This is a genomic window from Lysobacter arenosi (genome assembly GCF_016613475.2).
GTDB classification, from domain to species: Bacteria; Pseudomonadota; Gammaproteobacteria; order Xanthomonadales; family Xanthomonadaceae; genus Lysobacter_J; species Lysobacter_J arenosi.
Genome location: NZ_CP071517.1, coordinates 174,432 through 198,154, shown reverse-complemented (window position 1 = coordinate 198,154; position 23,723 = coordinate 174,432). Strand labels below are relative to the sequence as shown.

At 66.1% G+C, this 23,723-nt stretch carries 23 protein-coding genes, 1 tRNA gene and 1 pseudogene; 14 read left to right on the top strand and 11 right to left on the bottom strand.

The genetic code is table 11. The features are described 5' to 3' along the window. Nucleotides 1–138: 138 nt before the first annotated feature. The 10 genes and pseudogenes from HIV01_RS01000 (at nucleotide 139) to HIV01_RS00955 (ending at nucleotide 10,264) form a co-directional block, all read left to right on the top strand. Nucleotides 139–657, top strand: a complete 519-nt coding sequence (locus tag HIV01_RS01000; RefSeq protein WP_200604430.1) for a hypothetical protein — start codon at nucleotides 139–141, stop codon at nucleotides 655–657. Between the two features lie 108 nt (nucleotides 658–765). Further along, nucleotides 766–2,031, top strand: coding sequence for a BamA/TamA family outer membrane protein (locus HIV01_RS00995; RefSeq protein ID WP_200604429.1), 1,266 nt, complete (start codon nucleotides 766–768; stop codon nucleotides 2,029–2,031). 252 nt (nucleotides 2,032–2,283) lie between these two features. After that, a complete protein-coding gene (locus HIV01_RS00990) occupies nucleotides 2,284–2,463 on the top strand; it encodes a hypothetical protein (RefSeq protein WP_200604428.1) in 180 nt (59 codons plus the stop codon). A 64-nt stretch (nucleotides 2,464–2,527) separates the two neighbouring features. Then, nucleotides 2,528–3,028 carry an LEA type 2 family protein gene (locus HIV01_RS00985; protein WP_200604427.1) on the top strand — a complete coding sequence of 167 codons (501 nt, stop codon included), beginning with the start codon at nucleotides 2,528–2,530 and terminating at the stop codon, nucleotides 3,026–3,028. Between the two features lie 66 nt (nucleotides 3,029–3,094). Continuing rightward, nucleotides 3,095–4,880 (top strand): annotated as a pseudogene (locus HIV01_RS00980) (acyl-CoA dehydrogenase C-terminal domain-containing protein). Between the two features lie 107 nt (nucleotides 4,881–4,987). Beyond that, complete coding sequence (locus HIV01_RS00975; protein ID WP_200604425.1) at nucleotides 4,988–5,650, top strand: HNH endonuclease; 663 nt, start codon at nucleotides 4,988–4,990, stop codon at nucleotides 5,648–5,650. A 213-nt stretch (nucleotides 5,651–5,863) separates the two neighbouring features. After that, entirely contained in the window at nucleotides 5,864–6,952 is a 1,089-nt protein-coding gene (locus tag HIV01_RS00970; protein ID WP_200604424.1) for a hypothetical protein, read from the top strand. 121 nt (nucleotides 6,953–7,073) lie between these two features. Continuing rightward, nucleotides 7,074–8,978 carry a 1-deoxy-D-xylulose-5-phosphate synthase gene (gene dxs / locus HIV01_RS00965; protein ID WP_200604423.1) on the top strand — a complete coding sequence of 635 codons (1,905 nt, stop codon included), beginning with the start codon at nucleotides 7,074–7,076 and terminating at the stop codon, nucleotides 8,976–8,978. A 112-nt stretch (nucleotides 8,979–9,090) separates the two neighbouring features. Further along, nucleotides 9,091–9,516: a nuclear transport factor 2 family protein gene (locus HIV01_RS00960; RefSeq protein WP_245156882.1), complete on the top strand. Its 426-nt coding sequence runs from the start codon at nucleotides 9,091–9,093 to the stop codon at nucleotides 9,514–9,516. Nucleotides 9,517–9,595: 79 nt separating this feature from the next. After that, entirely contained in the window at nucleotides 9,596–10,264 is a 669-nt protein-coding gene (locus HIV01_RS00955) for an HAD family hydrolase (protein WP_200604422.1), read from the top strand. On the opposite strand, the gene HIV01_RS00950 is transcribed toward HIV01_RS00955, so the two are convergent. After that, nucleotides 10,242–11,267, bottom strand: coding sequence for a TraB/GumN family protein (locus HIV01_RS00950; protein WP_200604421.1), 1,026 nt, complete (start codon nucleotides 11,265–11,267; stop codon nucleotides 10,242–10,244). The two genes, HIV01_RS00955 and HIV01_RS00950, sit on opposite strands and share 23 nt — an antisense overlap. A 144-nt stretch (nucleotides 11,268–11,411) precedes the next feature. Between HIV01_RS00950 and HIV01_RS00945 the strand changes: the two genes are divergently transcribed. Then, entirely contained in the window at nucleotides 11,412–12,977 is a 1,566-nt protein-coding gene (locus HIV01_RS00945) for a S8 family peptidase (RefSeq protein ID WP_207527040.1), read from the top strand. A 133-nt stretch (nucleotides 12,978–13,110) separates the two neighbouring features. After that, nucleotides 13,111–13,914: a transporter family protein gene (locus HIV01_RS00940; protein WP_245156881.1), complete on the top strand. Its 804-nt coding sequence runs from the start codon at nucleotides 13,111–13,113 to the stop codon at nucleotides 13,912–13,914. Here the strand turns inward: HIV01_RS00940 and HIV01_RS00935 are convergent. Beyond that, nucleotides 13,902–14,372, bottom strand: a complete 471-nt coding sequence (locus HIV01_RS00935; RefSeq protein WP_200604419.1) for a cupin domain-containing protein — start codon at nucleotides 14,370–14,372, stop codon at nucleotides 13,902–13,904. The two genes, HIV01_RS00940 and HIV01_RS00935, sit on opposite strands and share 13 nt — an antisense overlap. Before the next feature lie 327 nt (nucleotides 14,373–14,699). Between HIV01_RS00935 and HIV01_RS00930 the strand changes: the two genes are divergently transcribed. Beyond that, nucleotides 14,700–15,164 carry a BLUF domain-containing protein gene (locus tag HIV01_RS00930; protein ID WP_200604418.1) on the top strand — a complete coding sequence of 155 codons (465 nt, stop codon included), beginning with the start codon at nucleotides 14,700–14,702 and terminating at the stop codon, nucleotides 15,162–15,164. Nucleotides 15,165–15,180: 16 nt separating this feature from the next. Further along, entirely contained in the window at nucleotides 15,181–15,741 is a 561-nt protein-coding gene (locus HIV01_RS00925; protein WP_207527039.1) for a dihydrofolate reductase family protein, read from the top strand. A 54-nt stretch (nucleotides 15,742–15,795) separates the two neighbouring features. Here the strand turns inward: HIV01_RS00925 and HIV01_RS00920 are convergent. The 9 genes from HIV01_RS00920 to thrS form a co-directional block, all read right to left on the bottom strand. Next, nucleotides 15,796–15,872, bottom strand: a tRNA-Pro gene (locus HIV01_RS00920). 99 nt (nucleotides 15,873–15,971) lie between these two features. Beyond that, complete coding sequence (locus HIV01_RS00915; protein WP_158733140.1) at nucleotides 15,972–16,328, bottom strand: MerR family transcriptional regulator; 357 nt, start codon at nucleotides 16,326–16,328, stop codon at nucleotides 15,972–15,974. Beyond that, the gene (locus HIV01_RS00910; RefSeq protein WP_200604416.1) at nucleotides 16,321–16,638 is read right to left on the bottom strand and encodes an integration host factor subunit alpha; all 318 of its coding nucleotides are present in this window, start codon (nucleotides 16,636–16,638) and stop codon (nucleotides 16,321–16,323) included. The genes HIV01_RS00915 and HIV01_RS00910 overlap by 8 nt, the downstream gene beginning before the upstream one ends. 16 nt (nucleotides 16,639–16,654) lie before the next feature. Then, nucleotides 16,655–19,045, bottom strand: a complete 2,391-nt coding sequence (pheT, locus tag HIV01_RS00905; RefSeq protein WP_207527038.1) for a phenylalanine--tRNA ligase subunit beta — start codon at nucleotides 19,043–19,045, stop codon at nucleotides 16,655–16,657. A 67-nt stretch (nucleotides 19,046–19,112) separates the two neighbouring features. After that, nucleotides 19,113–20,108, bottom strand: coding sequence for a phenylalanine--tRNA ligase subunit alpha (pheS, locus tag HIV01_RS00900; RefSeq protein ID WP_200604414.1), 996 nt, complete (start codon nucleotides 20,106–20,108; stop codon nucleotides 19,113–19,115). Nucleotides 20,109–20,244: 136 nt separating this feature from the next. Further along, nucleotides 20,245–20,604, bottom strand: a complete 360-nt coding sequence (gene rplT, locus HIV01_RS00895) for a 50S ribosomal protein L20 (protein WP_158733136.1) — start codon at nucleotides 20,602–20,604, stop codon at nucleotides 20,245–20,247. 13 nt (nucleotides 20,605–20,617) lie between these two features. Then, the gene (rpmI, locus tag HIV01_RS00890) at nucleotides 20,618–20,815 is read right to left on the bottom strand and encodes a 50S ribosomal protein L35 (RefSeq protein ID WP_027083463.1); all 198 of its coding nucleotides are present in this window, start codon (nucleotides 20,813–20,815) and stop codon (nucleotides 20,618–20,620) included. Between the two features lie 268 nt (nucleotides 20,816–21,083). Then, entirely contained in the window at nucleotides 21,084–21,608 is a 525-nt protein-coding gene (gene infC, locus HIV01_RS00885; RefSeq protein ID WP_245157025.1) for a translation initiation factor IF-3, read from the bottom strand. Between the two features lie 69 nt (nucleotides 21,609–21,677). Then, nucleotides 21,678–23,579, bottom strand: coding sequence for a threonine--tRNA ligase (gene thrS, locus HIV01_RS00880; RefSeq protein WP_200604413.1), 1,902 nt, complete (start codon nucleotides 23,577–23,579; stop codon nucleotides 21,678–21,680). Nucleotides 23,580–23,723: the final 144 nt, after the last annotated feature.

Genomic DNA, 23,723 nt, shown 5'->3' with positions numbered 1-23,723 from the left:
CCGCGAGTGGACGCGATGGCCGTCTCATTGGTTGCGACGGCACGCGACCAAGCGTTGACGCTGCCCTATCAATCGAAGGCGTACGTTCGTCCGCCTGGAGTCTTGTTCCCTGAGACGGCGGAAGTAGAGGCTGCCGCCATGACCCATCCCACCCCCGGCCTGCATGGCCCGATCGCTGTCCGGCCCCGGCCTTCGCCGTTCGCCGGTTCCAATCCCTACCTCGATCGGCCCTTGTCGCAACTGTTCTCCGCCTGCCAGCAACGCGCTGACGGGTTGCTGCGCCGTGACCAGACCTACACCGCCGAGGAACGCGCCAGCCTCGCCCAGGACACCGCCCACCTGCTGCTGGCGGTATCGCCGGCGCTGGCCCACGGCGAGGAGATGCCGGGCAGCCCGGCGCGGGCGATCCTGCAAGGCCGCGGCGACTTCGTCGAGGAGCACTGGCGCGCGCACGAGTCGGCATTGCGCAGCGCGCGATACCGGACCCTGGTGATGGCCTCCGACCTCGCCCTTGGCGGCCACGCCCGCGTCTGGCGGCGCGATGCCCGCATCGACGGCGAGCTCATCTACGACCTGGCCCTGTCCAGCGAGATGGGGTTGCTGCGTGCGCTCAGCGAACTGGCGAAGCTGCGCACGGCCGCCGCGCGACGGCGATGACCCCCTGTCTGGCGCGGGCCTCGACTGAAGTGCGCCATGCAAGCCTGTCTTTCCGCCTGGATGTTGATCGCTTGCGCGACGACTAGTTCGGTGGCCGCGCAGGCGCCCATGCACGAGCCTCAGCCAGACACCGTCGAGGCACGCATTGTTGAGCCACGCATCGTCGAGCCGCGCATCGTCGAGATTCGCCTGGTCGGCAACGAGAAGACGCGCGACAAGGTCATCCTGCGCGAACTCGATCTGGCGCCGGGCGACATCGCCGACCCCGCCGCGATCGAGGATGGCCGCCAGGCCGTGCTCGACCTGGGGCTGTTCCGCGAGGTCAAGGCCACCACGCATGCCGTGGACGGTGGCGTGGTGCTGGAACTGGCGGTGCGCGAGAAGTACCACCTGCTGGTGCTGCCGCGCATCGACGCCAGCTCCGACAGCGACTACAGCTACGGGGCGCAGCTGCGCTGGAGCAACGTGTGGGGGCTCAACCACCGCCTCAACCTGACGGTCGAGAAGGGCAAGTTCCCCAACGAACGCGACCGCCTGGAGGAGACCAGCGCGCGTCTGGGTTACCGCGCACCGTACATTTTCGACAGCCCCTACGAGCTGCGCGTTCGCCTGGAGCGGCGCGAGCGGGTGACGCCGATCATCGACCCGGTCACTAACGAAGTCAGCGACGACAGCTTCGACGAAACCTTCGACCATTTCGAGATCGGCGCTGCGCGCGACCTGCGCGGCAACCGTCCGAGAAGTGGCTGGATCCTGGGCGGCGCATTGTTCTGGCAACGCCAGGACACCGAGGGAGAATTCGCGCCGCCCCCGGACGGCCAGGCGCTTGCCCTGGTCGGGACGGCCGATTACGACGACATGCGTTTCCACGTCTACAGCGAGACCGGGCGCCGCTTCAATGCACGCGTCGAACTCGCCGCCGAAGGCGTGGCGTCCGACTACGACTACACCCGCAGCACCGCCAGCTACTTCCAGTCACGCGCGATCGGCAACGTGCCGCACCAGACCGTGCATGTCCTGGGCAGCGCCGGCGTGCTCACCGGCGGCACGGGCAGTCGCAACGAATTCTCCCTCGGCGGCTCGGGGCAGATGCGCGGCTACGACTCCGACTTCCTCGAGGGCAACTATTACTACTACGGCTCGCTCGAATACCTGCGCCCGGTCAAATGGGACTGGCTGCGCCTGCTCGCCTTCGTCGAGGTGGGCGGCAGCGGCGACGACCGCGAAGGCCTACGCGACGGTTCGCCGTATGCCGACATCGGCGTGGGCGTACGCATCCGCCTGAGCTGGTTCGTCGGCGTCGAGATCGAACTGGGCTGGGCCTACCCCCTGCGCGGCGGCGAGGGGGCGAATTTCTTCGCCGGTGGCAATTGACCCGCCCGCGATCGCGGCGCCTGAGTCAGAAAATCCCTACCCCTGCTCGCGCCCTACCCCGATGGCATTGCCCGCGGTTCAGGCGCGATTCTGTCGATGCCCCGGCAGCCCGGTCTATGCGACAGCACGGATGCCGCTCAGCAAGGGAAAGATGACCGTCACCTTGAGCAGGTGAATAGCTGGGCCGGGGTTCCTTCAGCTTTGCTGGTACACAATCACGCCATCGCAGCACCACGGAAACGTGTCTCCCCTATGGCTACGACCAATGCCAGCGAGCGTGCGCTCGCCAGGATCCGTATTCCCTCCAGCGCCTCGCGCCTGTCTCGCGCCGCGCGTGCGCGCCGGGCGGTACTTCGCTATCTGGCGGTGTGGGGCGCCGTGGCTGCCCTCGCCCTGATCGCGCAGGCCGTGGCCCCGGCCGCCGCCACCTGACACCCCTGCTGGCGCCGCCATGCGCCGTAGTATGCTCGCCGTCCCATCACGGCGGAGCTGCGGCATGAAGCACGAGGCGATCTGGAAACGCTGGAGCGGTCTGGCGCTGCTGCTGTCCCTGCTGACGGCGCTGACGCTGGCCGGTTGCTCCAGTGGCCCTGTCCGCCGCGTCTCCGAGCCCTCCGCCCGCATCCAGCAGCTGACCGTACGCGCCGATGGAAGCTGGTCGGCCGAACTTCGCATCGAGAACTTCAGCAGCATCCCGATGCGCTTCGACGCCGTCGACCTGGCGCTGAAGGTCGCCGACACGGCGGCCGGCAGCCTGCGTGCGCAGCCCGGGCTTTCGATCGGCCCCGAATCGGCCGACGTGATCACCGTGACCCTGGCTCCGCAGGCCGCGGCCAAGCTCGCCGCCGCCGACGCCCTCGCCGCGGGCCGCAGCCTGGCGTACGAACTCACCGGCCATATCGATGCCACCCCGGACCAGGGCAAGTTGCGCAGCTTCGAAGTCGAGCGCAGCAGCGCGTTGAGTCCGGCGCCGGGCCTGCCGGGCGTGCTGCGCTGATCGTTTCCCACGTCGATGCCGGCCGCGATGGCCGGGATCACCAATGCATTCACTGACGAGATTCCAATGAGCAGCTACAACGCCCCCCCTTGCCGACATGCGCTTCGTCCTGTTCGACGTGCTCGGCGCAGAAGCGCAGTTCCAGCGCATGGGTTTCACCGACGCCACGCGCGATGTGCTCGATGCGGTTCTCGATGAAGCCGCACGCTTCACCGAAACCGTGCTCGCGCCGCTCAATGGCGTCGGCGATCGCGAAGGCTGCAAGCTCGACCAGGCCACCGGCAAGGTCACCACGCCGCCGGGCTTCAAGCAGGCCTACACGCAGTTTGTCGAAGGCGGCTGGTCGGGCCTGACTTCGCCGGCGGAGTTCGGCGGCCAGGGCATGCCGCATGCCGCCGGTGTGCCGCTGAAGGAAATGATCGACGCGGCCAACCTGGCCTGGGGCAACTTCCCGCTGCTGTCGCACGGCGCCACCGAGGCGCTGCTGCACCACGGCGAAGCCTGGCAACAGGAGGCCTTCCTCAAGCCGCTGGTCGAAGGTCGCTGGACCGGCACCATGTGCCTGACCGAACCGCATTGCGGTACCGACCTGGGCCTGTTGCGCACGCGCGCCGAGCCGCAGGCCGACGGCAGCTACGCCATCACCGGCACCAAGATCTTCATCACCGCCGGCGAGCACGACTTCACCGACAACATCGTCCACCTGGTGCTGGCGCGACTGCCGGATGCACCGGCCGGCAGCAAGGGCATCTCGCTGTTCGTCGTGCCCAAGCGTCGCGTCGATCGCGACGGCAAGGTCGGCGACGCCAACGCGGTGCGCTGCGGCAGCCTCGAACACAAGATGGGCATCCATGCCTCGGCTACCTGCGTGCTCAACTTCGATGGTGCCGAAGGCTACCTGATCGGCCATCCGCACAAAGGCCTGGCGGCGATGTTCACCATGATGAACACCGCCCGCCTCGCGGTCGGCCTGCAAGGCCTGGGTCTGTCCGACCGCGCCCTGCAGAACGCGCTGCGCTATTCGCGCGAGCGCCTGCAGATGCGCGCGCCTGCGGGACCGATGTTCCCGGCCAAGCCGGCCGACCCGATCATCGTCCACCCGGACGTGCGGCGCATGCTGCTGACCTGCAAGGCGCTGGTCGAAGGCGGCCGCATGATGGGTTACGACGCCGCGCTGCAGGTCGACATCGCCCACCACGCTCCGGATCACGCAGAACGCAAGCTGGCCGATGACCTCGTCGGTTTCGTCACGCCGATCGTCAAGGCATGCCTGACCGAGTGGGGCGTGGAGTGCACGTACCACGCGCTGCAGTGCTTCGGTGGCCACGGCTACATCGCCGAGCACGGCATGGAGCAGCTCGCGCGCGATGCCCGCATCACCACGCTGTATGAGGGCACCACCGGCATCCAGGCGCTCGACCTGCTGGGTCGAAAGATCATGCAGATGCAGGGCGCGGGACTGAAGGTGTTCCTGGGCCAGGTCGCGGCGTTCTGCGATGCGCACGGCAATGATCCGGCGCTGGCCGATTTCATTGCTCCGCTGCGCGAGAAGGCGGCCCAGTGGCAGCAGATCACGATGCAGGTCGGCAAGCGTGCGGCTGCCAATCCGGACGAGATCGGTGCGGCCTCCTACGATTACCTGATGTACTCGGGCTACGTCGTGCTGGCCTACTGGTGGGCGCGCAGTGTCGCCGCCGCCGAGGCATCGGCGCAGCCGCAGGCATTCAAGGACGACAAGCGCGCCACCGCCCGCTTCTACTTCGCCCGCATCCTGCCGCGCACGCTGGCCCATGCGGCCGCGATCGAAAGCGGCTCGGCCGGTCTGCCCGAACTCGACGTCGCCATCGCCTGACGCCGTTTGTACCTCTCCTCGCGAACCTCGACTGCGGCCCGCCACGGCCGCAGTCATTCGCTGCGGGTACACAAAATGTAAACAAAGGCGTATAAGCTGGTTTCCCAATGGAGACCGATAGAGCACCGCTTCGTTTGGTCAGAACCGGAACCAGTCTGGGTCCGGACACTCCCTCCTTCGCTCCGCGCCCGGCACTCGACCGGCTTAACTCGGTGCGACTGCTCTCACTTGATGCGCACGGCCGGGTCCTCGACTGGATGAGCTGGCAGGATGCGACCTGCCTGTACGTACGCGGCGCGGTTGCCTGGACACTCGGTGATCCTTGCCTGCAGGTGCACGGCGGCATCAACCGGCTCAGCGGCGAGCAGAGCGTCATCGAACTGCATCCGATCGTCGCCGCCCGCAGCCATGCCCGTGCCCACGCGCTCGACCCGACCCCGGCGCTGACCAACGCCGCGCTGTTCGCGCGCGATGGCTATCTGTGCATGTACTGCGGCCACGACTTCAGCCGTCCGCACTTGACCCGCGACCATGTCATGCCGGTGTCGAAGGGCGGGCGCGACATCTGGGAAAATGTCGTGGCTGCCTGCTTCCACTGCAACTCGCGCAAGGGCAACCGCACACCGCAGCAGGCGAGCATGCCTCTGCTGGCCGTACCGTACCGGCCAAGCTGGGTCGAGCACCTGATCCTGTCGAACCGCAACATCCTCGCCGACCAGATGGCGTTCCTGCGCAACCAGCTGCCCAAGAACGCGCGACTGCAGGCCTGAGCGGGGCTTGCGTCCTTCAAGGCCTCCTGCCGGGGCCGAAGCCCTTCTCCTCTCGACCCGGACCGTGATGGGTATCGCGCTTTGCCGCGCCCGTTCCGACAATCTAAATGCACACCTGACACAAAACGCTCACTTTCGACGCGCAGCGCGCGTTGACGAGTTTGTGGGCGTCCGCAACACTCGCGAACCATTGCAATTCAAACGGAAGCGACGATGCGCCTGACCCTAGGTCTGACGGGCATGGATCCGGCCACGGAGTCCGCCCTGCAGGCGGCCTTCCAGGCCGCCAACGGTCGCCTCGGCGAACGCTGGCAGATGTTGCCGGACACCCAGGCCGACTATGTCATCGTCGACATGGACAGCATGTACGGTCCGATGAGCTGGCTGCGGCTGCACGCCGCCGGCAAGAGCGTGATCGCCCTGACCGCTTCCCAGCGCAGCCAGACCGACTTCCGCCTGGCCAACCCGTTCGATGCCAACAGCGTCGGCGCCCTGCTGCGCGAGATCGGCATGCAGGCCGGCGTCTCGTTCGACGAGGCCCCGGCTGCAGCCGCGCCGCCCGCCGCAGTGGCCGCTCCGGCGCCCGTGGCTGCGCCCGCGCCGGCACCGGTGGCTGCGCCGACACCGGCACCCGCTCCGGCCCCCAGCGTCGCCGCAGTGGCGCCTCAGGCCGCTCCGGCTGCCGTCGTCGCAGCGCCTGTCGCCGCACCTGCTCCGGCACCCGCCGCACAGCCGGCCAGGTCGGGCGCGGACACCCTGCTCGACTGGCTCGACAACGACCGCCTGAAGGGCCGCATGCGCGTTCGCGGCGACGAAGTCGTGCTGATCGACATGGACCAGCGCGTCTACCACGGCCCGGCCGCGCTGAAGCCGCTGTCGGCGCTGTTCGAAGGCAAGCTCTCCACGGCGGACTTCATTTCCGTCGACGCCGCCACCTGGGACAGCGAAAGCGCGCGCCTGGGCGCGGCGATGCCACTGGTGCGCCTGATGTGGTTCGGCAACCTGCTCGCCGGCAAGGGCGCGCTGGCGCCCGAGCACGACCCGCAGCGCCGCTACCAGATGGTCAAGTGGCCGCAGACCGAGCGCGACTACCCCAAGCACTTCCGCATCGCCACGGTGATGATGAAGGGTCCGGCCCTGATCCCGGAGATCGCCGAAGCCAGCGGCGTGTCGGTGGCCGAAGTCGCCGATTTCATCAATGCCAACCTGGCCACCGGTTTCGCCGAAGTCGAGCGCGAGCCGGAGCCGCTGGAAGCCGGCAAGTCCGGCAGTGGCCTGTTCGGCCGCCTGCGCGGCCGCTAAGGGCTGATGCGACGCCTGCGCGGCCGCTGACAGCCCCGTCACGACGAAAACTGAATGCTGCGCCTTGCCCGCCCTCGACTGGGGCGGGACAATGGCGAACTTGCCGTCTGATAACGTCGTGATGATTGACCCGCAGCGCTATCCCCGCCTTTCCCGGATCGAAGTCCCCGCCGATCTGCGCCAGTTCCCGGAAGAGGAGCTGCCGGCCATCGCCGAGGAGCTTCGTGCGTACCTGATCGAACAGGTCGCCCTGGTCGGCGGACACTTCGGCGCCGGCCTGGGCGTGATCGAACTCACCGTCGCCCTGCACTGGCTCTTCGAGACGCCGGTGGACCGACTGGTGTGGGACGTCGGCCACCAGACCTACCCGCACAAGATCCTCACCGGTCGCCGCGACATCATCCACACCGTCAAGCAGAAGGACGGCGTGGCGCCGTTCCCGAAGCGCGAGGAGAGCGAGTACGACACCTTCGGCGTCGGCCACAGCTCGACCAGCATCTCGGCTGCATTGGGCATGGCAATCGCGCTGCAGCAGATGGGCGACGAGCGCAAGGTCGTGGCGGTGATCGGCGATGGCGCAATGACCGCCGGCATGGCGTTCGAGGCGCTCAACCACGGCGGCGGCATGGATCCGGAGCCGAACCTGCTGGTGATCCTCAACGACAACCAGATGTCGATCTCCGAGAACGTAGGCGGCCTGACCCAGATGCTTGGCCGCCTCACCGGCAGCCGCACGCTCAACGCCATCCGCGAAGGTGGCAAGCGCCTGCTCGGCGACAAGAACAAGCCGGCGGCGAAGTTCGTCAAGCGCTGGGAAGAACACTGGAAGGGCATGTTCGTGCCGTCCACGCTGTTCGAGGAAATGGGCTTCCACTACACCGGCCCGATCGACGGCCACGACCTGCCCGCGTTGATGTCGGCGCTGAAGGTGCTCAAGACCCTCAAGGGTCCGCAGCTGCTCCACATCATCACCACCAAGGGCAAGGGCTACGAACTGGCCGAAGGCGACCAGATCGGTTACCACGCGGTCGGCCCGTTCGATCCGTCGACCGGTCTTGTCAGCAAGCCCGGCGCGAAGAAGCCGACCTACACCGACGTCTTCGGCGAGTGGCTGTGCGACATGGCCGCCGCCGAACCCAGGCTGCTCGGCATCACTCCGGCGATGCGCGAAGGTTCCGGCCTGGTGCGCTTCAGCAAGGAATACCCGCAGCGTTACTTCGACGTCGCCATCGCCGAGCAGCATGCGGTCACGCTTGCGGCCGGCATGGCCTGCGAAGGCGCCAAGCCGGTGGTGGCGATCTACTCGACGTTCCTGCAACGCGGTTACGACCAGCTGGTGCATGACGTCGCGATCCAGAACCTGGACGTGCTGTTCGCGCTCGACCGCGGCGGCGTGGTCGGCCCCGACGGCGCGACCCATGCCGGCAACCTCGACCTGAGTTACCTGCGCTGCGTGCCGAACATGGTGGTGATGGCGCCGTCGGACGAGAACGAGTGCCGGCAGATGCTCAGCACCGGTTACCACTTCCAGGGTCCGGCCGCGGTCCGCTATCCGCGCGGCACCGGCCCCGGCGTGGCCGTGCAGGCCAACCTGGACACGCTGCCGATCGGCAAGGCCGAGCTGCGTCGACCGGGTTCGCGCATTGCCCTGCTCGCCTTCGGCGCGATCGTGCCGGCGGCGGAGAAGGCGGCCGAGGAACTCGGCCTGACCGTGGTCAACATGCGCTTCGTCAAGCCGCTCGATCGCGCGCTGATCCTGGAGCTTGCACGCAGCCACGAAGGCTTCGTCACGCTCGAGGACAACGTCGTCGCCGGCGGCGCCGGTTCCGGCGTGGCCGAACTGTTGGCAGCCGAAGGCATCGCCATGCCGATCCTGCACCTGGGCCTGCCGGACGAGTACCAGCACCACGCCAGCCGCGAGCAGCTGCTCGCCGAAGCCGGCCTGGATGTCGCAGGCATCCGCGCTGCCGTGCTCAAGCGCTGGCCGTTGCTGCTCAAGCCGCAGCCGCAAAGCGCCTCGCTCTGATACCCGCCAGCCCCGGTTCGCACCGCGGGCTGCCTGCATCGGGTCAGAGAGGAAACCGGATCGCCGCTAACATGCGCGATCCGGTCGAGGACCAATCAGGAATCGTGTCGCCATGAAGTCGCGCTCGCTTGCAGCGATATCGCTCGCGCTTGCCCTGGCGTTCCCGCAGGCATTCGCGGCCGAAGGCGACCCCGGCATCCTCGCCGTGATCGAGTCGTTCCGCACTTCGATTATCGACAAGGACCGGGAACGTTTCCTCGACCTTTTCGTCCAGCAGGATGTCCCGTGGCAGAGCGTGCTCGACGACAAGTCGCTCGCGCAGATCCAGGGCAAGCACCCGGAGGCGATCAAGGCCAGATTCAAGAAGGAGAACAACCCCGTCGCCTTCATCGACGGCATCGTCGCCAGCAAGAATCGCAGCGAAGAAACCTTCTCGAACATCAAGATCGATTCCGACGGCGAAGTGGCGGCCGTCACGTTCGACTATTCGTTCCTGTCCAATGGCAACGCACCAACTGGGGCAAGGAATGCTGGCTGATGGTCAGGACCGGCGCGGGCTGGAAGATCACGACCGTGGCTTACTCCGTGACCCTGGCGCCGCCGCAGGCGCAAGGCGGATGACCGACCCGGTGCCCACCGTCGTTTTCGATTTCGACCTGACACTGACGCGTTGGGACACAGCCGACCGCTTCTTTCGCTGGTTGCTGAAGCGACAAGCCTGGCGCTTGGCCCTGGTCCTGCTGCCCTTGCCCGCCCTCGCTCCGCTGCTCCTGATTCGCGGCACACGCAAATGGCCCGTTCGCTACGCCGTCTGGGTGGCCACTTTGGGAAGGTCGCACGACGATCTGCGTGCACTGGCGCGCGAACACACCGATGCTCTCTTTGCTATCGGCCCTCCCGTATTTCTTGCGGATGGACTTGCGCAGCTCCAGCATCATCTGGACCAGAGTGACCGCGTGGTCATCGCAACCGGCTGCCTCGAAGTATTGGCACGCGAACTGCTCGAACGAGCCGGGTACGGGCATGTGCCGCTGGTGGGCTCGTCGCTCAAGCCCTGGCTCGGGGGCATGGTGCGCCACGAGCACTGCTTTGGAGCGAACAAGCCGCCCATGCTCTCCAGGCTCGGGTTCGCTCCACCCTGGGCCATCGCCTATACCGACCACCAGTGCGATCTTCCTGTGCTGGAGCTGAGCACGCAGCGCTTCCTGGTAAACCCGAAGCCCGACGCCATCCGGACAGTCGAGCGGGCCCTGGTGCAGCAGCCTACGGTGCTGCAGTGGCGGTAGCAGGTTCGCCTGGCTCCTCGACGGAATAGCCGCGCGCGCGCAGTTGCGCAGCGTAGCCATCGGGCTTGAGCAACTCGCGCATCGGCAGCACCGCCAGGCTTACGCGATTGTTCTTCAACGCCAGCTCGGCGGCGTCCAGCCAGCGCTCACGCACCTTCGCCTCGATGTCGCCGGCGCGCTTGCGCAGCACCGCGGCTTGCGAGACGGCCTTGATGCAGGCTTCGTTCTGGTCGGTGTACGGCAGCGACTTCAGCGTCGCGATGTCACCGATCGCCCAGGCATTGGCACGCTCGCGCATCATCTCCAGATCCGACTCCAGCCGCTGCATCGTCTTGCCGAAGCAATCGACGTCGTCGAGCTTGGACTCGCGGAATTCCTGCAAGGCAACTTTCGGATCTTCGATGACGATGGTCACGCGCGTGGTCGTCAACGGGACCTTGTGGCGACGAGCCATCTTCTCGACAACCGGCGAAACCATCCCGTACTGCTTGAGGTCGCTGTCGTCCATCGCTTCGTCAAATAGCTCCAGCGCCGCCATCATCGGCCGCCACTGCTCGACGCCTTCATCGCGCCCCATGTACTTGCGCTTGAGCACCAGCCAGCGCGCGTACATGTCGGCCGGCACCACCTGCTGCAGGGTCTGGCCGTCGGGATTCTTGCGCGCGCTCAGCGCCTTGGGCGCGAGCAACAGGCGCTGGAAGATGCCGAGCTTTCCATCGATGCTCACGCTCGGCGCCTGGATCACTTCCTGCGCCTGGGCGATCACGTTCTCGACATCGCGCGATTCCCACTCCATGCGCTTGGGCAGCGGCGACAGCGTCCCGAGCACATAGAGCGTGTGATCGTCGCGCGTGATCTTCCACATGCCGGGACCGGGCTGCACGCCGCTGACGACGAGCGTGTCCATGTCGCGGATCGGGGGCAGCGGTGCCTGCGCCGATGCCGGCACTGCGGCGAAGACGATCGACAATCCGAGCATTGCGGGGGCAAGGCCAGTTCGCATTTCCACTCCTTGTGGGGGACTCGATTCCCGGACATGGACCACGGCTGGCCGGGCGAGTTCAGCCCCAGCGTGCCCGCAACCCGGAGGCCAATCAAACCTCCACCCGTTCATTCCCGCGAAGGCGGGACCAGGGGCAGGACCGTCATGGGGCGTATCGTCCCGCTCACGCAGCGTGAACGAACGGGCGCGCATCTTCCACGCCTCGGGGGCACCGTCACATCGATCAGGGAAGCCGGATTACATAGGGAAGCGGCCGGCCGCGAGGCCGTCCGGACGGTGCTGCTACCGGGAAGGCAGTTCCGCGATCGTCCAATGTCATTTGAGGAGGTCACCGTGGTCAAGAGTGTCATGAGCGTTCTCACCCTGGCATGCCTGCTTCCAATCACCGCCCAGGCAGCCCCCGGCTCGCGCCAGATTGGCGTCAACGTGCTGCTCAATACCGCCCCCTCACCGGCGATCCTCGCGCAGCTTGGCGCCCACGGCAACGTGCGCAAGGTGCTGACCGAGATCGATGCGGTCACCCTCAAGACTACCGAAAGCCAACTGGCGGCGATTCGCGCGCTTGATTTCGTGTTGTCCGCAAACCCGGATGCCGAACGCAAGGGCGCACCGGTGGATACGGTCAGTGCCACCAGTTTCGTCACCGGCTTGAGCACCTGGGACCAGGACGCCGTCGACGTCACCAACCTCGGACAAGGCCGCACCATTGCGCAGGACGGCAACGGTGTCTATGTCGCCGTGCTCGACACGGGCCTGCTCGACACGTGGCGCCAGTACTTCCCGCAAGAACGCATCGCCGCCCAGTTCGCCAAGGCCTTCAACGGCGGAGGCGGTGAACAGGGCGGCATCTCCGAACCTCCCAACAAGTGGGAACACGACCAGAACTCCCACGGCACCCACGTGACCAGCACCATCCTGGGTTACAGCCTCAACGGGGTGCCCATCAACGGCACGGCGCCGCTGGCGACCGTGATCCCGGTAAAGGTCTTGAATCAGAACGGATCGGGCTGGTCGTCGGTGGTCGCCGCCGGCATCGTGTACGTGGCCGACCTCAAGGCCAGCGGCGCATTGGGCAACGCACCCGTGGTAATCAACATGAGCCTGGGCGGCTCGGAGCTGGATGCACTCGAGAAGGCCGCCATCGACTTCGCGATCGACGAGGGCGTGATCATCGTCGCTTCGGGCGGCAATGAGGGCGAGTCCGGCATGGGATTTCCCGGCGCCTATGCACCGGTGATCTCGGTGGCCGCATCGGGCTGGAACGGGCAATGGAAGCCTGGCGCTGACGGCAATCCCGGCAACTGGTGGAATGCCGACAACGTGGCCGACCCGACGTCGGTTTCCGATTTCCACATCGCGGACTTCTCCAGCCGTGAACTGGCCGGCCAGGACCTGGACGTGGTCGCCCCGGGTTCGTGGGTCGTCGGTCCGTACCAGACGCAGAGCGGCAAGACGTCGTACTTCTATCTCAGTGGCACGTCGATGGCCTCGCCGCATGTGGCAGGAATAGCGGCACTGATGCTGCAGAAGAACCCGACCCTACTGCAGGCCGACGTCGAGGACATCCTCGAAACAGCCGCACTTCCGATGCCCGCCGGTTGCGCGCTGTTGACGCAGCCTTCTGGCCCACCGGTGCAGACCTGCTGGGGCGCGGACGCCACTGGCGAAGGCTTGATCACCGCGGCGAATGCGCTGTCGTTGACGCCCTGACGTAACGCAAGGCCGCCGGCCCTGGCGGGCGGCCTTGTCGTCTGGCGGCCCTTGCTGGTTCCGGCGACGGCGTTCACGCCGAATCTACAACGGGATCGATCATATGCAGTCAACTGGCCAGGCGCGCGTGCATATGGATATCAATCGCTGGATGGCCTGCTTCGCACCAATGGCGTTGCTGTTCTCCTCGCCGGCGCTGGCACAGGATGCGGATGAGCTGGCGAAAAAGCTTTCCAATCCCGTCGCCAGCCTGATCAGCGTGCCGCTGCAATTCAACTACGACGATGGAATCGGACCCACCGACGATGGCAGCAAGACTTTCGTCAACGTCCAGCCGGTTATTCCGGTGTCCATCAACGAAGACTGGAACCTGATCTCGCGAACCATCGTTCCGATCACGTACCAGGAGAACATCTTCCCCGGCTCGGGATCGCAGTTCGGGCTCGGCGACACGCTGCAGAGCGTGTTCTTCTCTCCCAAGGAACCGACGGCCTCGGGCTGGACCTGGGGCGTCGGCCCGGTCCTGTATCTGCCGACGGCCACCGATGAATTGCTGGGTGCCGAGAAATGGGGCGCTGGCCCTACCGCCGTCGTCCTCAAGCAGACCAAGGATGGGTGGACCTACGGCGCACTGGTCAACCACGTCTGGTCGTTCGCGGGCGAGGACAACCGTGCCGATATCAGCAGCACGTTCCTGCAGCCGTTCCTGGCGAAGGGACTGGGCCAGGGCCGCACGCTTTCAGCCAACCTGGAGTCGACGTATGACTGGAAGGGAAGCCAGTGGACCGTGCCCATCAACCTGGGCTACAGCAAGGTCAGCAAGATCGGCAGCCAGCTGGTGAGCTATCAGGGCGGAATCCGCTACTACGCGGAAGCGCCGGACAATGGCGCCGACTGGGGACTGCGATTCACCTTCACCCTGCTCTATCCCAAGTAGTAGCTGCCCAAGCGCGAAAGCACGGCGGCCACTTCACTGCTCCCATCCAGCATTTCGAAACCTTCCCAGACGAATCCTGGCGATACCGTGCATGCCACGAGCGCGTATTCGCCCAGCGGACGCGCCGCCTGCCAGCGCCCGGCCGGGACGACATGCATCGGCGCGCCCTGCCCGCTGCGATCGAGGAGCGTGGTCGTAAGCGCAGCGGTGCCCGGGTCGAACTCCAGCAGCTCCAGCGCGTCGCCCTCCTGCCAATGCCAGCACTCGTCCGCATCGATCCGGTGCCATTGGCTGACCTGCCCGCGGGCAAGCAGGAAGCGGATGGCGGTCAGTGCCGGCCGCGATGTTCCGGCCGCTTCCACGCTCGTTTCCGATGCATACACGCGGCGGAAGTAACCACCTTCCGGATGCGGGGCGAGCTGCAGTTCGCTGATCAGGTGTTCTGCGCGGGGATGCATGTGCCGCCGTGAGTAATTGTTATGGCCAGGTGTTCCCGGTTCGGCGATTTCCTCACGCTGGAATTCGCCAGCGCCACTATGCTTGCCCTGCCGATCCGGTGACGAGAGTAGATCAGATCATGTAGTTCAGATCATCGATCTCCCGTACGAGCCGAATCGGTCGACGATGGCTTGCTCCAAGCATGCCATCCGCCGGAGGGTCGCGAGCCTCCCACCGAGGCGCGCGGCCCTTTTTTGTTGGGCGTGAAGCAGCCGCGGGTTGCGGCCGGCCAAGGGCTCGCCTAGTCTCGCCGCGGGGCGCCCCAGTTTCGGGTGCGGATCGATCCAATGCGGACCACCGACTTGAACAACGCTTTGCGCGCCATCGCGTACGTCAGTACCGCGACGCGCACTTTGCAGCCCGCCGAGATCGACGGGCTGTTGCTCGACGCCCGCGGATTCAATGCAATGTCGGGAGTCACGGGAGTCCTGTTCTTCAATGGCCAGCAGTTCTTCCAGTACTTCGAAGGACTGCCCGACTACGTCGATGCCGCGTATGAGCGAATCCGCCAGGCGCGGAGCCACGCCGACATCCGCGAACTCATGAATGCGCCGGTCGCGAACCGTCAGTTCGAGACCTGGCACATGGGCTTCTGCAACGCGACGGCGTCGACTCTGCAGGACTTGGCGCAGGCACGCTGGGAAGAGTCCATTCCGGTGACCCGAAGCTCGTTCAAACGAAACGACGGCATCGCTCTGCTGCTGCATTACTGGAGCAAGTGGCAAGCCGAGAACCCGGTCGCCCCGGCCTGAGCACAGGAGAATCGCAATGCGTCCACTTCGGTATTCCATCAACCTCACGCTGGACGGGTGCTGCGACCATCGCGGGATCGAAGCGGACGCAGAGCTGCATCGTCACCACGCCAGCAACCTCGCCGAGGCCGACGCCCTCCTGTTCGGCCGGGTGACCTACCAGATGATGGAAGAAGCGTGGCGGAAGCCGGCGGAGACAGGCGTGATGCCCGACTGGGCGGAACCCTGGGTGATGCCGTTCGCCCAGACGATCCATGCGGCGAAGAAGTATGTCGTTTCGACAACCCTCGAACAGGTCGACTGGAACGCGGAGCTGCTGCGCGGAGACCTTCACGACGCCGTGCAACGGCTCAAGCGGGAACCGGGCAAGGCGATTTTCGTGGGAGGCGTGACGCTGCCGCGGGCATTGGCCGAACTGGGCCTGATCGACGAGTACGAGTTCGTGGTGCATCCCAGGCTCGCCGGCCACGGGCCGACGTTGTTCGCGGGGATGCCGAAACCTGTCGACCTGAAGCTCGTGAGCGAGGGCCAGCTCGACTCGGGGGCGTTGGTCTTGCGGTATGAGCCGAGAAGGTAGTCGTCGACTTCGGCGTGACGCGTCTGTTCCACGTCACGCAGGTACTTGATGCAATGGTCGGGACGGCCGGATTTGAACCGACGACCCTCTGCCCCCCAGGCAGATGCGCTACCAGGCTGCGCTACGCCCCGACGTGTATTGCGATCTCCGCCTTGCGGCGGGCGGCAAGTATAGCCGCTTGTTGCCGTGTCCGGCCATCCATCCGGCCATGAACACTACGAGGTGCCGCGTCAGCGGCGCAGCAGCGTGAGGACCTCTTCCAGCTCCATCCGCACCTGCTTGATGATCTGCGAGCTCAGCGCGGACTCGTCCTTGGCCGATTCGCCTTCCAGGCGCAGGCGGGCGCCGCCGATGGTGTAGCCCTGTTCGTACAGCAGGCCGCGGATTTGCCGGACCATCAGCACCTCGTGGCGCTGGTAGTAACGGCGGTTGCCGCGACGCTTGACCGGGTTGAGCATCGGGAACTCGGTCTCCCAGTAGCGCAGCACGTGCGGCTTGACGTCGCACAGCTCACTGACTTCACCGATGGTGAAGTAGCGCTTCGCCGGGATCGGCGGGAGTTCACGATTGCTGCCGGGATCAAGCATGCTTCACTCCTGCCTGTTCAACGCCGCTATACGCTTCCACGCGTTCCTTGAGCTTCTGTCCGGGACGGAAGGTCACCACGGTGCGCGCGGAGATCGGAATCTCCTCGCCGGTCTTCGGGTTGCGACCCGGCCGCTGGTTCTTGCGGCGCAGGTCGAAGTTGCCGAAACCCGACAGCTTCACCTGGCGGCCCTGCTCCAGCGCCTCGCGAAGGGCGTCGAAGAAGGAATCAACGAATTCCTTGGCCTCGCGCTTGTTCAGCCCGACTTCGTCGAACAGGCGCTCGGCCATCTCAGCTTTGGTCAGTGCCATCTTTTTTCCTTCAACCTCAGCCCCGGATCACCGCACCGTGTTCGCGCTGCAGGGCATCGGTCACCGAAGCCACCGTTGCGTCCACGTCACGGTCAGTGAGCGTGCGCGATTCATCCTGCAGAATCAAGCCCATAGCAAGACTTTTGAAACCCGGTTCCACGCCCTTGCCCTGGTATTTGTCGAACAGGACCAGATCGCGAAGAGCGGTTCCCGCAGCCCGACGAACGGCGGCCGACAAGGCACCCCAGGTGGTGACCGATTCAGCCACGACGAACGCCAGGTCGCGGCGCACCGACGGGTACTTCGACAGCGCGCCGGCCTTGGCCACCGCGCGCCTGAACAGCGGCTCCAGATCGAGCTCGAAGGCCACCACGTCGACATCGATGTCCAATGAGCGCTGCAGGCGGGGGTGCAGCTGGCCGATCCAGCCCAGCTGGACACCGTCGCGGTAGACGTCGGCGGAACGGCCCGGGTGCGCCCAGGAGGGCTGCGACGGGCGGTATTCGAGGTTGGCACCGGCCAGGGCAGCCAGGCTGTCCAGGTCGCCCCGGAGGTCGTGGAAACCGGCCGGACGGGCGGTCGTCGCCCACTGCTCGGCGGTCGCCTCGCCGCAGATAGCGGCGGCAATGCGCGGGGTCTCGCGCGGTGCATCGCTTCCATTTGCGCTGAAGACATTGCCCAGCTCGAACAGGCGCACGCGCGGCTGCTGGCGCACGGTGTTGCGCGCCAGCGCGGCGACCAGGCCGGGCAGCAGGGCCGTGCGCATCACGCCCAGCTCGGCGCTGAGCGGGTTGGCCAGTGGCACGGCACCGTCGGCCTTGCCCCACCGGGCCAGCAGGTCGGCTTCGACGAAGGCGTAGTTGACCGCTTCCAGGTAGTCGCGCGAGGCCATCTGGCGGCGGGCGCTGGCGTCCTCGACGCGGGTTTCGCTCGGCGCGACCAGGCGCGCGGCGCCGCTCGGCAGCGTCGTGGGGATCGAGTCGTAGCCGTGGATGCGCGCGATTTCCTCGATCAGGTCTTCCTCGATCGCCAGGTCGAAGCGGCGGCTCGGCGGGATCACGCGCCAACCGTCAGCAAGGTTCTCCACCGACAGGCCGAGCGCGCGCAGGATGCGCTCGACTTCGGCATCGGCGACCTGCAGGCCCAGCACGCGCGCCAGGCGCGCGCGTCGCAGCGTGATCGGCTGCGACGGCTGCAGGTGTTCGGGCAATACGGCTTCGATGATCGGGCCGGTGACACCGCCGGCGATGTCGAGGATCAGCTTCGTCGCGTACTCGACGGCGATGCGCGGCAGCTCCGGATCGACGCCACGCTCGAAGCGGTGGCCGGCATCGGTGTGCATGCCGAGCTTGCGGCTGCGGCCGATGATCGCCGACGGCACCCAGTGCGCGGCTTCAAGGAAGACGCTGCGGGTGGCATCGGTCACGCGGGTGTCGAACCCGCCCATGATTCCGCCGAGCGCAACTGCGCGTGCGCCATTGCCGCCACGGCTGTCGGCGACGACGAGGAACTCCTCGTCGAGCGCGACCGTGCGGCCGTCGAGCAGTTTGAGTTCCTCGCCCGCGCGTGCCGGGCGAACGACTACGGCGCCTTCCAGCGTCGCCTTGTCGAAGGCGTGCATCGGCTGCCCGAGTTCGAGCATCACGTACTGGGTGACGTCGACGAGGAAGCTGATCGGACGCACGCCGCTGCGGCGCAGGCGTTCGGCCATCCATGCCGGCGTCGCCACCGTGGCGTCGACGTTGTCGATGACGCGGCCGACGAAGCGCGGCACGCGGGCGCCGGCCTGCAGTTCGACGACCATCGTCGCATCGCTCTGTGCCACCACCGGCGTGGCGTCGAAGTCATGCACTTCGCTGGCCAGTGCCGCGGCCACGTCGTAGGCGATTCCACGGACGCTGAAGCAGTCGGCGCGGTTGGGCGTGAGCTTGATCTCGATGCTGGCATCGGGAAGGCCGAGGTACTGCGCGAGCGGCGCGCCCACCGGCGCATCGACCGGCAACTCGAGCAGGCCCGATGCGTCGGGATCGACGCCCAGTTCCTTGGCCGAGCACAGCATTCCCGACGACTCGACGCCGCGCAGCTTGGCGGCCTTGATCGCGATGCCGCCGGGCAGGTTCGCGCCGACCATCGCCAGCGGTGCCTTCAGGCCCGGGCGCGCATTGGGCGCGCCGCAGACGATCTGCACGGTGCCATTGCCGGTGTCGACCTGGCAGACCTGCAGGCGGTCGGCTTCGGGATGCTTTTCGGCGCTGACGATGTGGCCGACGACGACGCCGTCGAGCGATTCGCCCAGCGCGGTCACTTCCTCGACTTCCAGGCCGATCGCGGTCAGCGTCGCGGCGAGTTCGTCGCGCGTCGCGGTGGTCGGCACATGCTGTCGCAGCCAGTTTTCGGAGAATTTCATTGCGGCGTTGGTGTCCGGTATCTCTGCTTCGTCATCCCGGCGAACGCCGGGACCCATTTGCTGTCGCTCAAGCGAACTGCTTCAGGAAGCGCACGTCGTTGTCGAAGAAGCTGCGCAGGTCATCGACGCCGTAACGCAGCATCGCGAAGCGCTCCACGCCCAGGCCGAAGGCATAGCCGGTGTACTTCTCCGGATCGATGCCGACGTTGCGCAGCACGTTCGGGTGGACCATGCCGCAGCCGAGCACTTCCAGCCAGCGGGTCGAACCGTCGGGCTGCTGCCAGGCGATGTCGACTTCAGCGGACGGCTCGGTGAAGGGGAAATAGCTCGGGCGGAAGCGCATCTCGAAGTCGCGCTCGAAGAACGCGCGCACAAACTCGGCCAGCGTGCCCTTGAGGTCGGCGAAGCTGGCGTGCTCGTCGACGAGCAGGCCTTCGCACTGGTGGAACATCGGCGTGTGGGTCTGGTCGCTGTCGCTGCGGTAGACCTTGCCCAGCGCGATCATGCGCAGCGGCGGGCGGGTGTCCTGCATGTAGCGCACCTGCACACCGGAGGTATGCGTGCGCAGCAGGCGGCCGTCGCCGAAGTAGAAGGTGTCGTGCATGGCCCGCGCCGGGTGGTGCGGCGGGAAGTTCAGGGCCTCGAAGTTGTGCCAGTCGTCCTCGATCTCCGGGCCATTGCTGAGCTCGAAGCCCAGGCGACCGAAGATCTCGGCGATGCGCTCCATGGTGCGGCTGACCGGATGCAGGCCACCGCGGCCGGCGTCGATGCCCGGCAGGGTGACGTCGATGCTCTCGGAGGCCAGGCGCGAATCCAGCGCGGCATCGTCGAGCACGCGCTTGCGCTCGCCCAGTGCGTCGGTCAGCGCGTCACGCGCGCGATTGATGGCCTCGCCGGCGCTCTTGCGCTGGTCGGCGGGCAATGCGCCCAGCTGCTTGAGCTGCGCGGTGACGCTGCCCTGCTTGCCCAGCAGCGCGACGCGCAACGCCTCGACGGCGTCGGGCGTGTCGGCGGCGGCGATCTCGCCAAGCGCCTGCTGCGTCAGTGATTCGATTCCACTCATTTGCCAGCAACCCCCGGACAAAAAGCATCGTCCAAAACGAAACATGGGGAAGGACTTGCGCCCTTCCCCATGCGTGTACTGCGTTGTGCCGCGGCAACACGATCCGCAGTGCGGACCGTGGAACCGGGCGAGCAACTTACGCCGCGAGCGCGCTCTTCGCCTTCTCTGCCAGCGCTGCAAAACCCTGCGCGTCGTGCACGGCGATGTCCGCCAGCACCTTACGGTCGAGGGTGATGCCAGCCTTCAGCAGGCCGTTGATGAAACGGCTGTAGCTCATGCCGTTGATGCGGGCAGCCGCATTGATGCGGGTGATCCACAGCGAACGGAAATGACGCTTCTTCTGCTTACGACCGATGTAGGCGTACTGCAGGGCCTTCGTCACCGCCTGCTTGGCGACGCGGAAGACCTTGCGACGGGCGTGATAGTAGCCCTTGGCCTGCTTCAGGATTTTCTTGTGACGGCGGCGCGCCGTAACACCACGCTTAACTCGTGCCATTGTTCAGTCCTCCTCAGAGATAAGGCAGCATGCGGTCCAGACGGCCCGCGTCCTCGGCACGAACATGGTTCGTCTGCCGCAGGTTGCGCTTCCGCTTGGTCGCCTTCTTGGTGAGGATGTGGCTCTTGTTGGCGTGGCCGCACTTGTACTTGCCGGAAGCAGTCTTCCGGAAGCGCTTGGCTGCCGCCCGATTGGTCTTGATCTTGGGCATTGCGATGTCCTTTCGGAGTTTGGTCACTGGCCTGGGCGGTGGCTTGCGCCACTCTTTCCGTCCTGCCCTTGCCGGCTTGTAAGTCGTTGATCTTGAAAGGATTCTACGACAGGTTCCTGGTACAGCACACAACAAACCCGGCGAACCGGGCCGCACATTATGCGGGCTGGCTGCCGGGCTTGCAAATGTTTTCTTTCAGAATCAGAGGTTTGAGCGGGGGGTTTGGCCCCCTGAGCCCCTCTCCGCAGGCGGGAGAGGGTGTAAAGCGTCAGACCTTCTTCTTCGGCGCGATCATCATGACCATCTGCCGGCCTTCCAGGCGCGGGCGCGACTCGATCACGATGTCCTCGCCCAGGTCGGCCTCGATCCGCGCGGCCATCTCGCGGCCGAGTTCCTGGTGGCTCATCTCTCGGCCACGGAAGCGGATGTTGACCTTGACCTTGTCGCCCTCTTCCAGGAAGCGGCGCATGTTGCGCAGCTTGATCTGGTAGTCGCCTTCGTCGGTCACCGGACGGAACTTGAGTTCCTTGATCTCGACCTGCTTGGTCTTCTTCTTCGCCTCGTTGGCCTTCTTCTGCTGCTCGAAGCGGAACTTGCCGAAGTCCATGACCTTGCAGACCGGCGGATCAGCGTTGGGCTGGATTTCGACGAGGTCGAGGCCTTCGTCTTCTGCCATGCGCAGCGCTTCGTCGCGCGTAAGCACGCCGATCATCTCGCCATCACTACCAATCACGCGCACGCGCGGGACGCGGATTTCCTGGTTCTTGCGATTCGGCTTTTCGGGGGTACTGATGTTGCAATCTCCGGTATGGATCGTGCCGGCCACCGTGGGGTGGCAGCCGGACCTGGGCAGCTCACGGGCTTATTGAACGCCCTCATTGCGCAAACGCGAGGCGAATTCGGAGACGGTCATCGTCCCGAGGTCCTCCCCTCCCCGCGTGCGCACAGAAATCTGGCCGTTTTCCTTCTCACGGTCTCCGACCACGAGCAGGTAGGGCACGCGCTGCAGGGTATGCTCGCGAATCTTATAGCCGATCTTTTCGTTGCGCAAATCGGCGTGGACCCGGAATCCTTGATTTGCAAGGGTTTTCCGGACTTCGTCCACGTAATCGCCCTGGGCATCGGTGATGTTCATGACCACCGCCTGGATCGGGGCCAGCCAGGCCGGGAACTGGCCGGCATGGTGCTCGATCAGGATGCCGATGAAGCGCTCCATCGAGCCGACAATGGCCCGGTGCAGCATCACCGGGTGGCGGCGCTGGCTGCTTTCGTCGACATATTCGGCGCCCAGGCGGCCCGGCATCATGAAATCGACCTGCATGGTGCCCAGCTGCCAGGTGCGGCCGATGGCGTCCTTGAGGTGGTATTCGATCTTGGGGCCGTAGAAGGCGCCCTCGCCGGGCAGCTCTTCCCACTGCACGCCGGCCGCGCTCAGGGCCGAACGCAGGGCGTTCTCGGCCTTGTCCCAGGTGGCATCGTCGCCCAGGCGCTTGTCCGGGCGCAGGGCGATCTTGATCTGGATCTCACTGAAGCCGAAGACGTCGTAGACGGCCAGGGCTTGCTGGTGGAAGGCGCTGACCTCGGCCTCGATCTGGTCCTCGGTGCAGAAGATGTGGCCGTCGTCCTGGGTGAAACCGCGCACGCGCAGGATGCCGTGCAGCGCGCCGGAGGGCTCGTTGCGGTGGCAGGCGCCGAACTCGCCGTAGCGGATCGGCAGGTCGCGGTAGCTGTGCAGGCCGTGGTTGAACACCTGCACGTGACCCGGGCAGTTCATCGGCTTGAGCGCGTAGGTGCGCTTCTCCGACTCGGTGAAGAACATGTTCTCCTGGTAGTTGTCCCAGTGGCCGGACTTCTGCCACAGCGACACGTCGAGGATCTGCGGGCAGCGCACTTCCTGGTATCCGCTGTCGCGGTAGACCTTGCGCATGTACTGCTCGACGACCTGCCAGATCGACCAGCCCTTGGGGTGCCAGAAGATCAGGCCCGGGGCCTCTTCCTGCAGGTGGAACAGGTCCTGCTGCTTGGCGATCTTGCGATGGTCGCGCTTCTCGGCTTCCTCAAGCTGGGTCAGGTAGGCCTTGAGGTCCTTGTCGTTGAGCCAGGCGGTGCCGTAGATGCGGCTGAGCATCTGGTTGTTGGAATCGCCGCGCCAGTAGGCGCCGGCGACCTTCATCAGCTTGAAGGCGCGCAGCTTGTCGGTGGACGGCACGTGCGGGCCGCGGCACAGGTCGGTGAACTCGCCCTGGCTGTACAGCGAGAGGTCTTCGCTGGCCGGGATCGATTCGATGATCTCGGCCTTGTAGGCCTCGCCGATGCCACGGAAGAACGCGACCGCGTCGTCACGCGACTTCACGCCACGCGAGACCGGCAGGGCTTCCTTGACGATCTTCTGCATCTCCGCCTCGATCGCCGGCAGGTCTTCCGGCGTGAACGGGCGCTCGTAGGCGAAGTCGTAATAGAAGCCGTTGTCGATGACCGGGCCGATGGTGACCTGCGCGCCCGGGTACAGGCGCTGCACGGCCTGCGCCAGCAGGTGCGCGGTGGAGTGGCGCAGCACTTCGAGGGCGTCGGGGTGCTTTTCGGTGACGATCTCGAGCGAGGCGTCGTGGTCGATGCGGAAGCTGGAATCGACGAGCTTGCCGTCGACCTTGCCCGCAAGGGCAGCCTTGGCCAGGCCGGCGCCGATCGAGGCGGCGACCTCGCCGACGGACACGGGCTGTTCGAATTCGCGGCGGCTGCCGTCAGGGAGGGTGATTGCGATCATGAGAGGGCGTCTTGCTGGCGCGCGGGTGCGCGGCTTGGCGGTTGGAGATCGTCGGAAGCGGCGGCAAATGTCGGCTTCCGGAAACAAAAACGGCGCCGCGGCGCCGTCCTGCAGGGGCGTCGTCGGCGTTCAGCGATGGGAAGT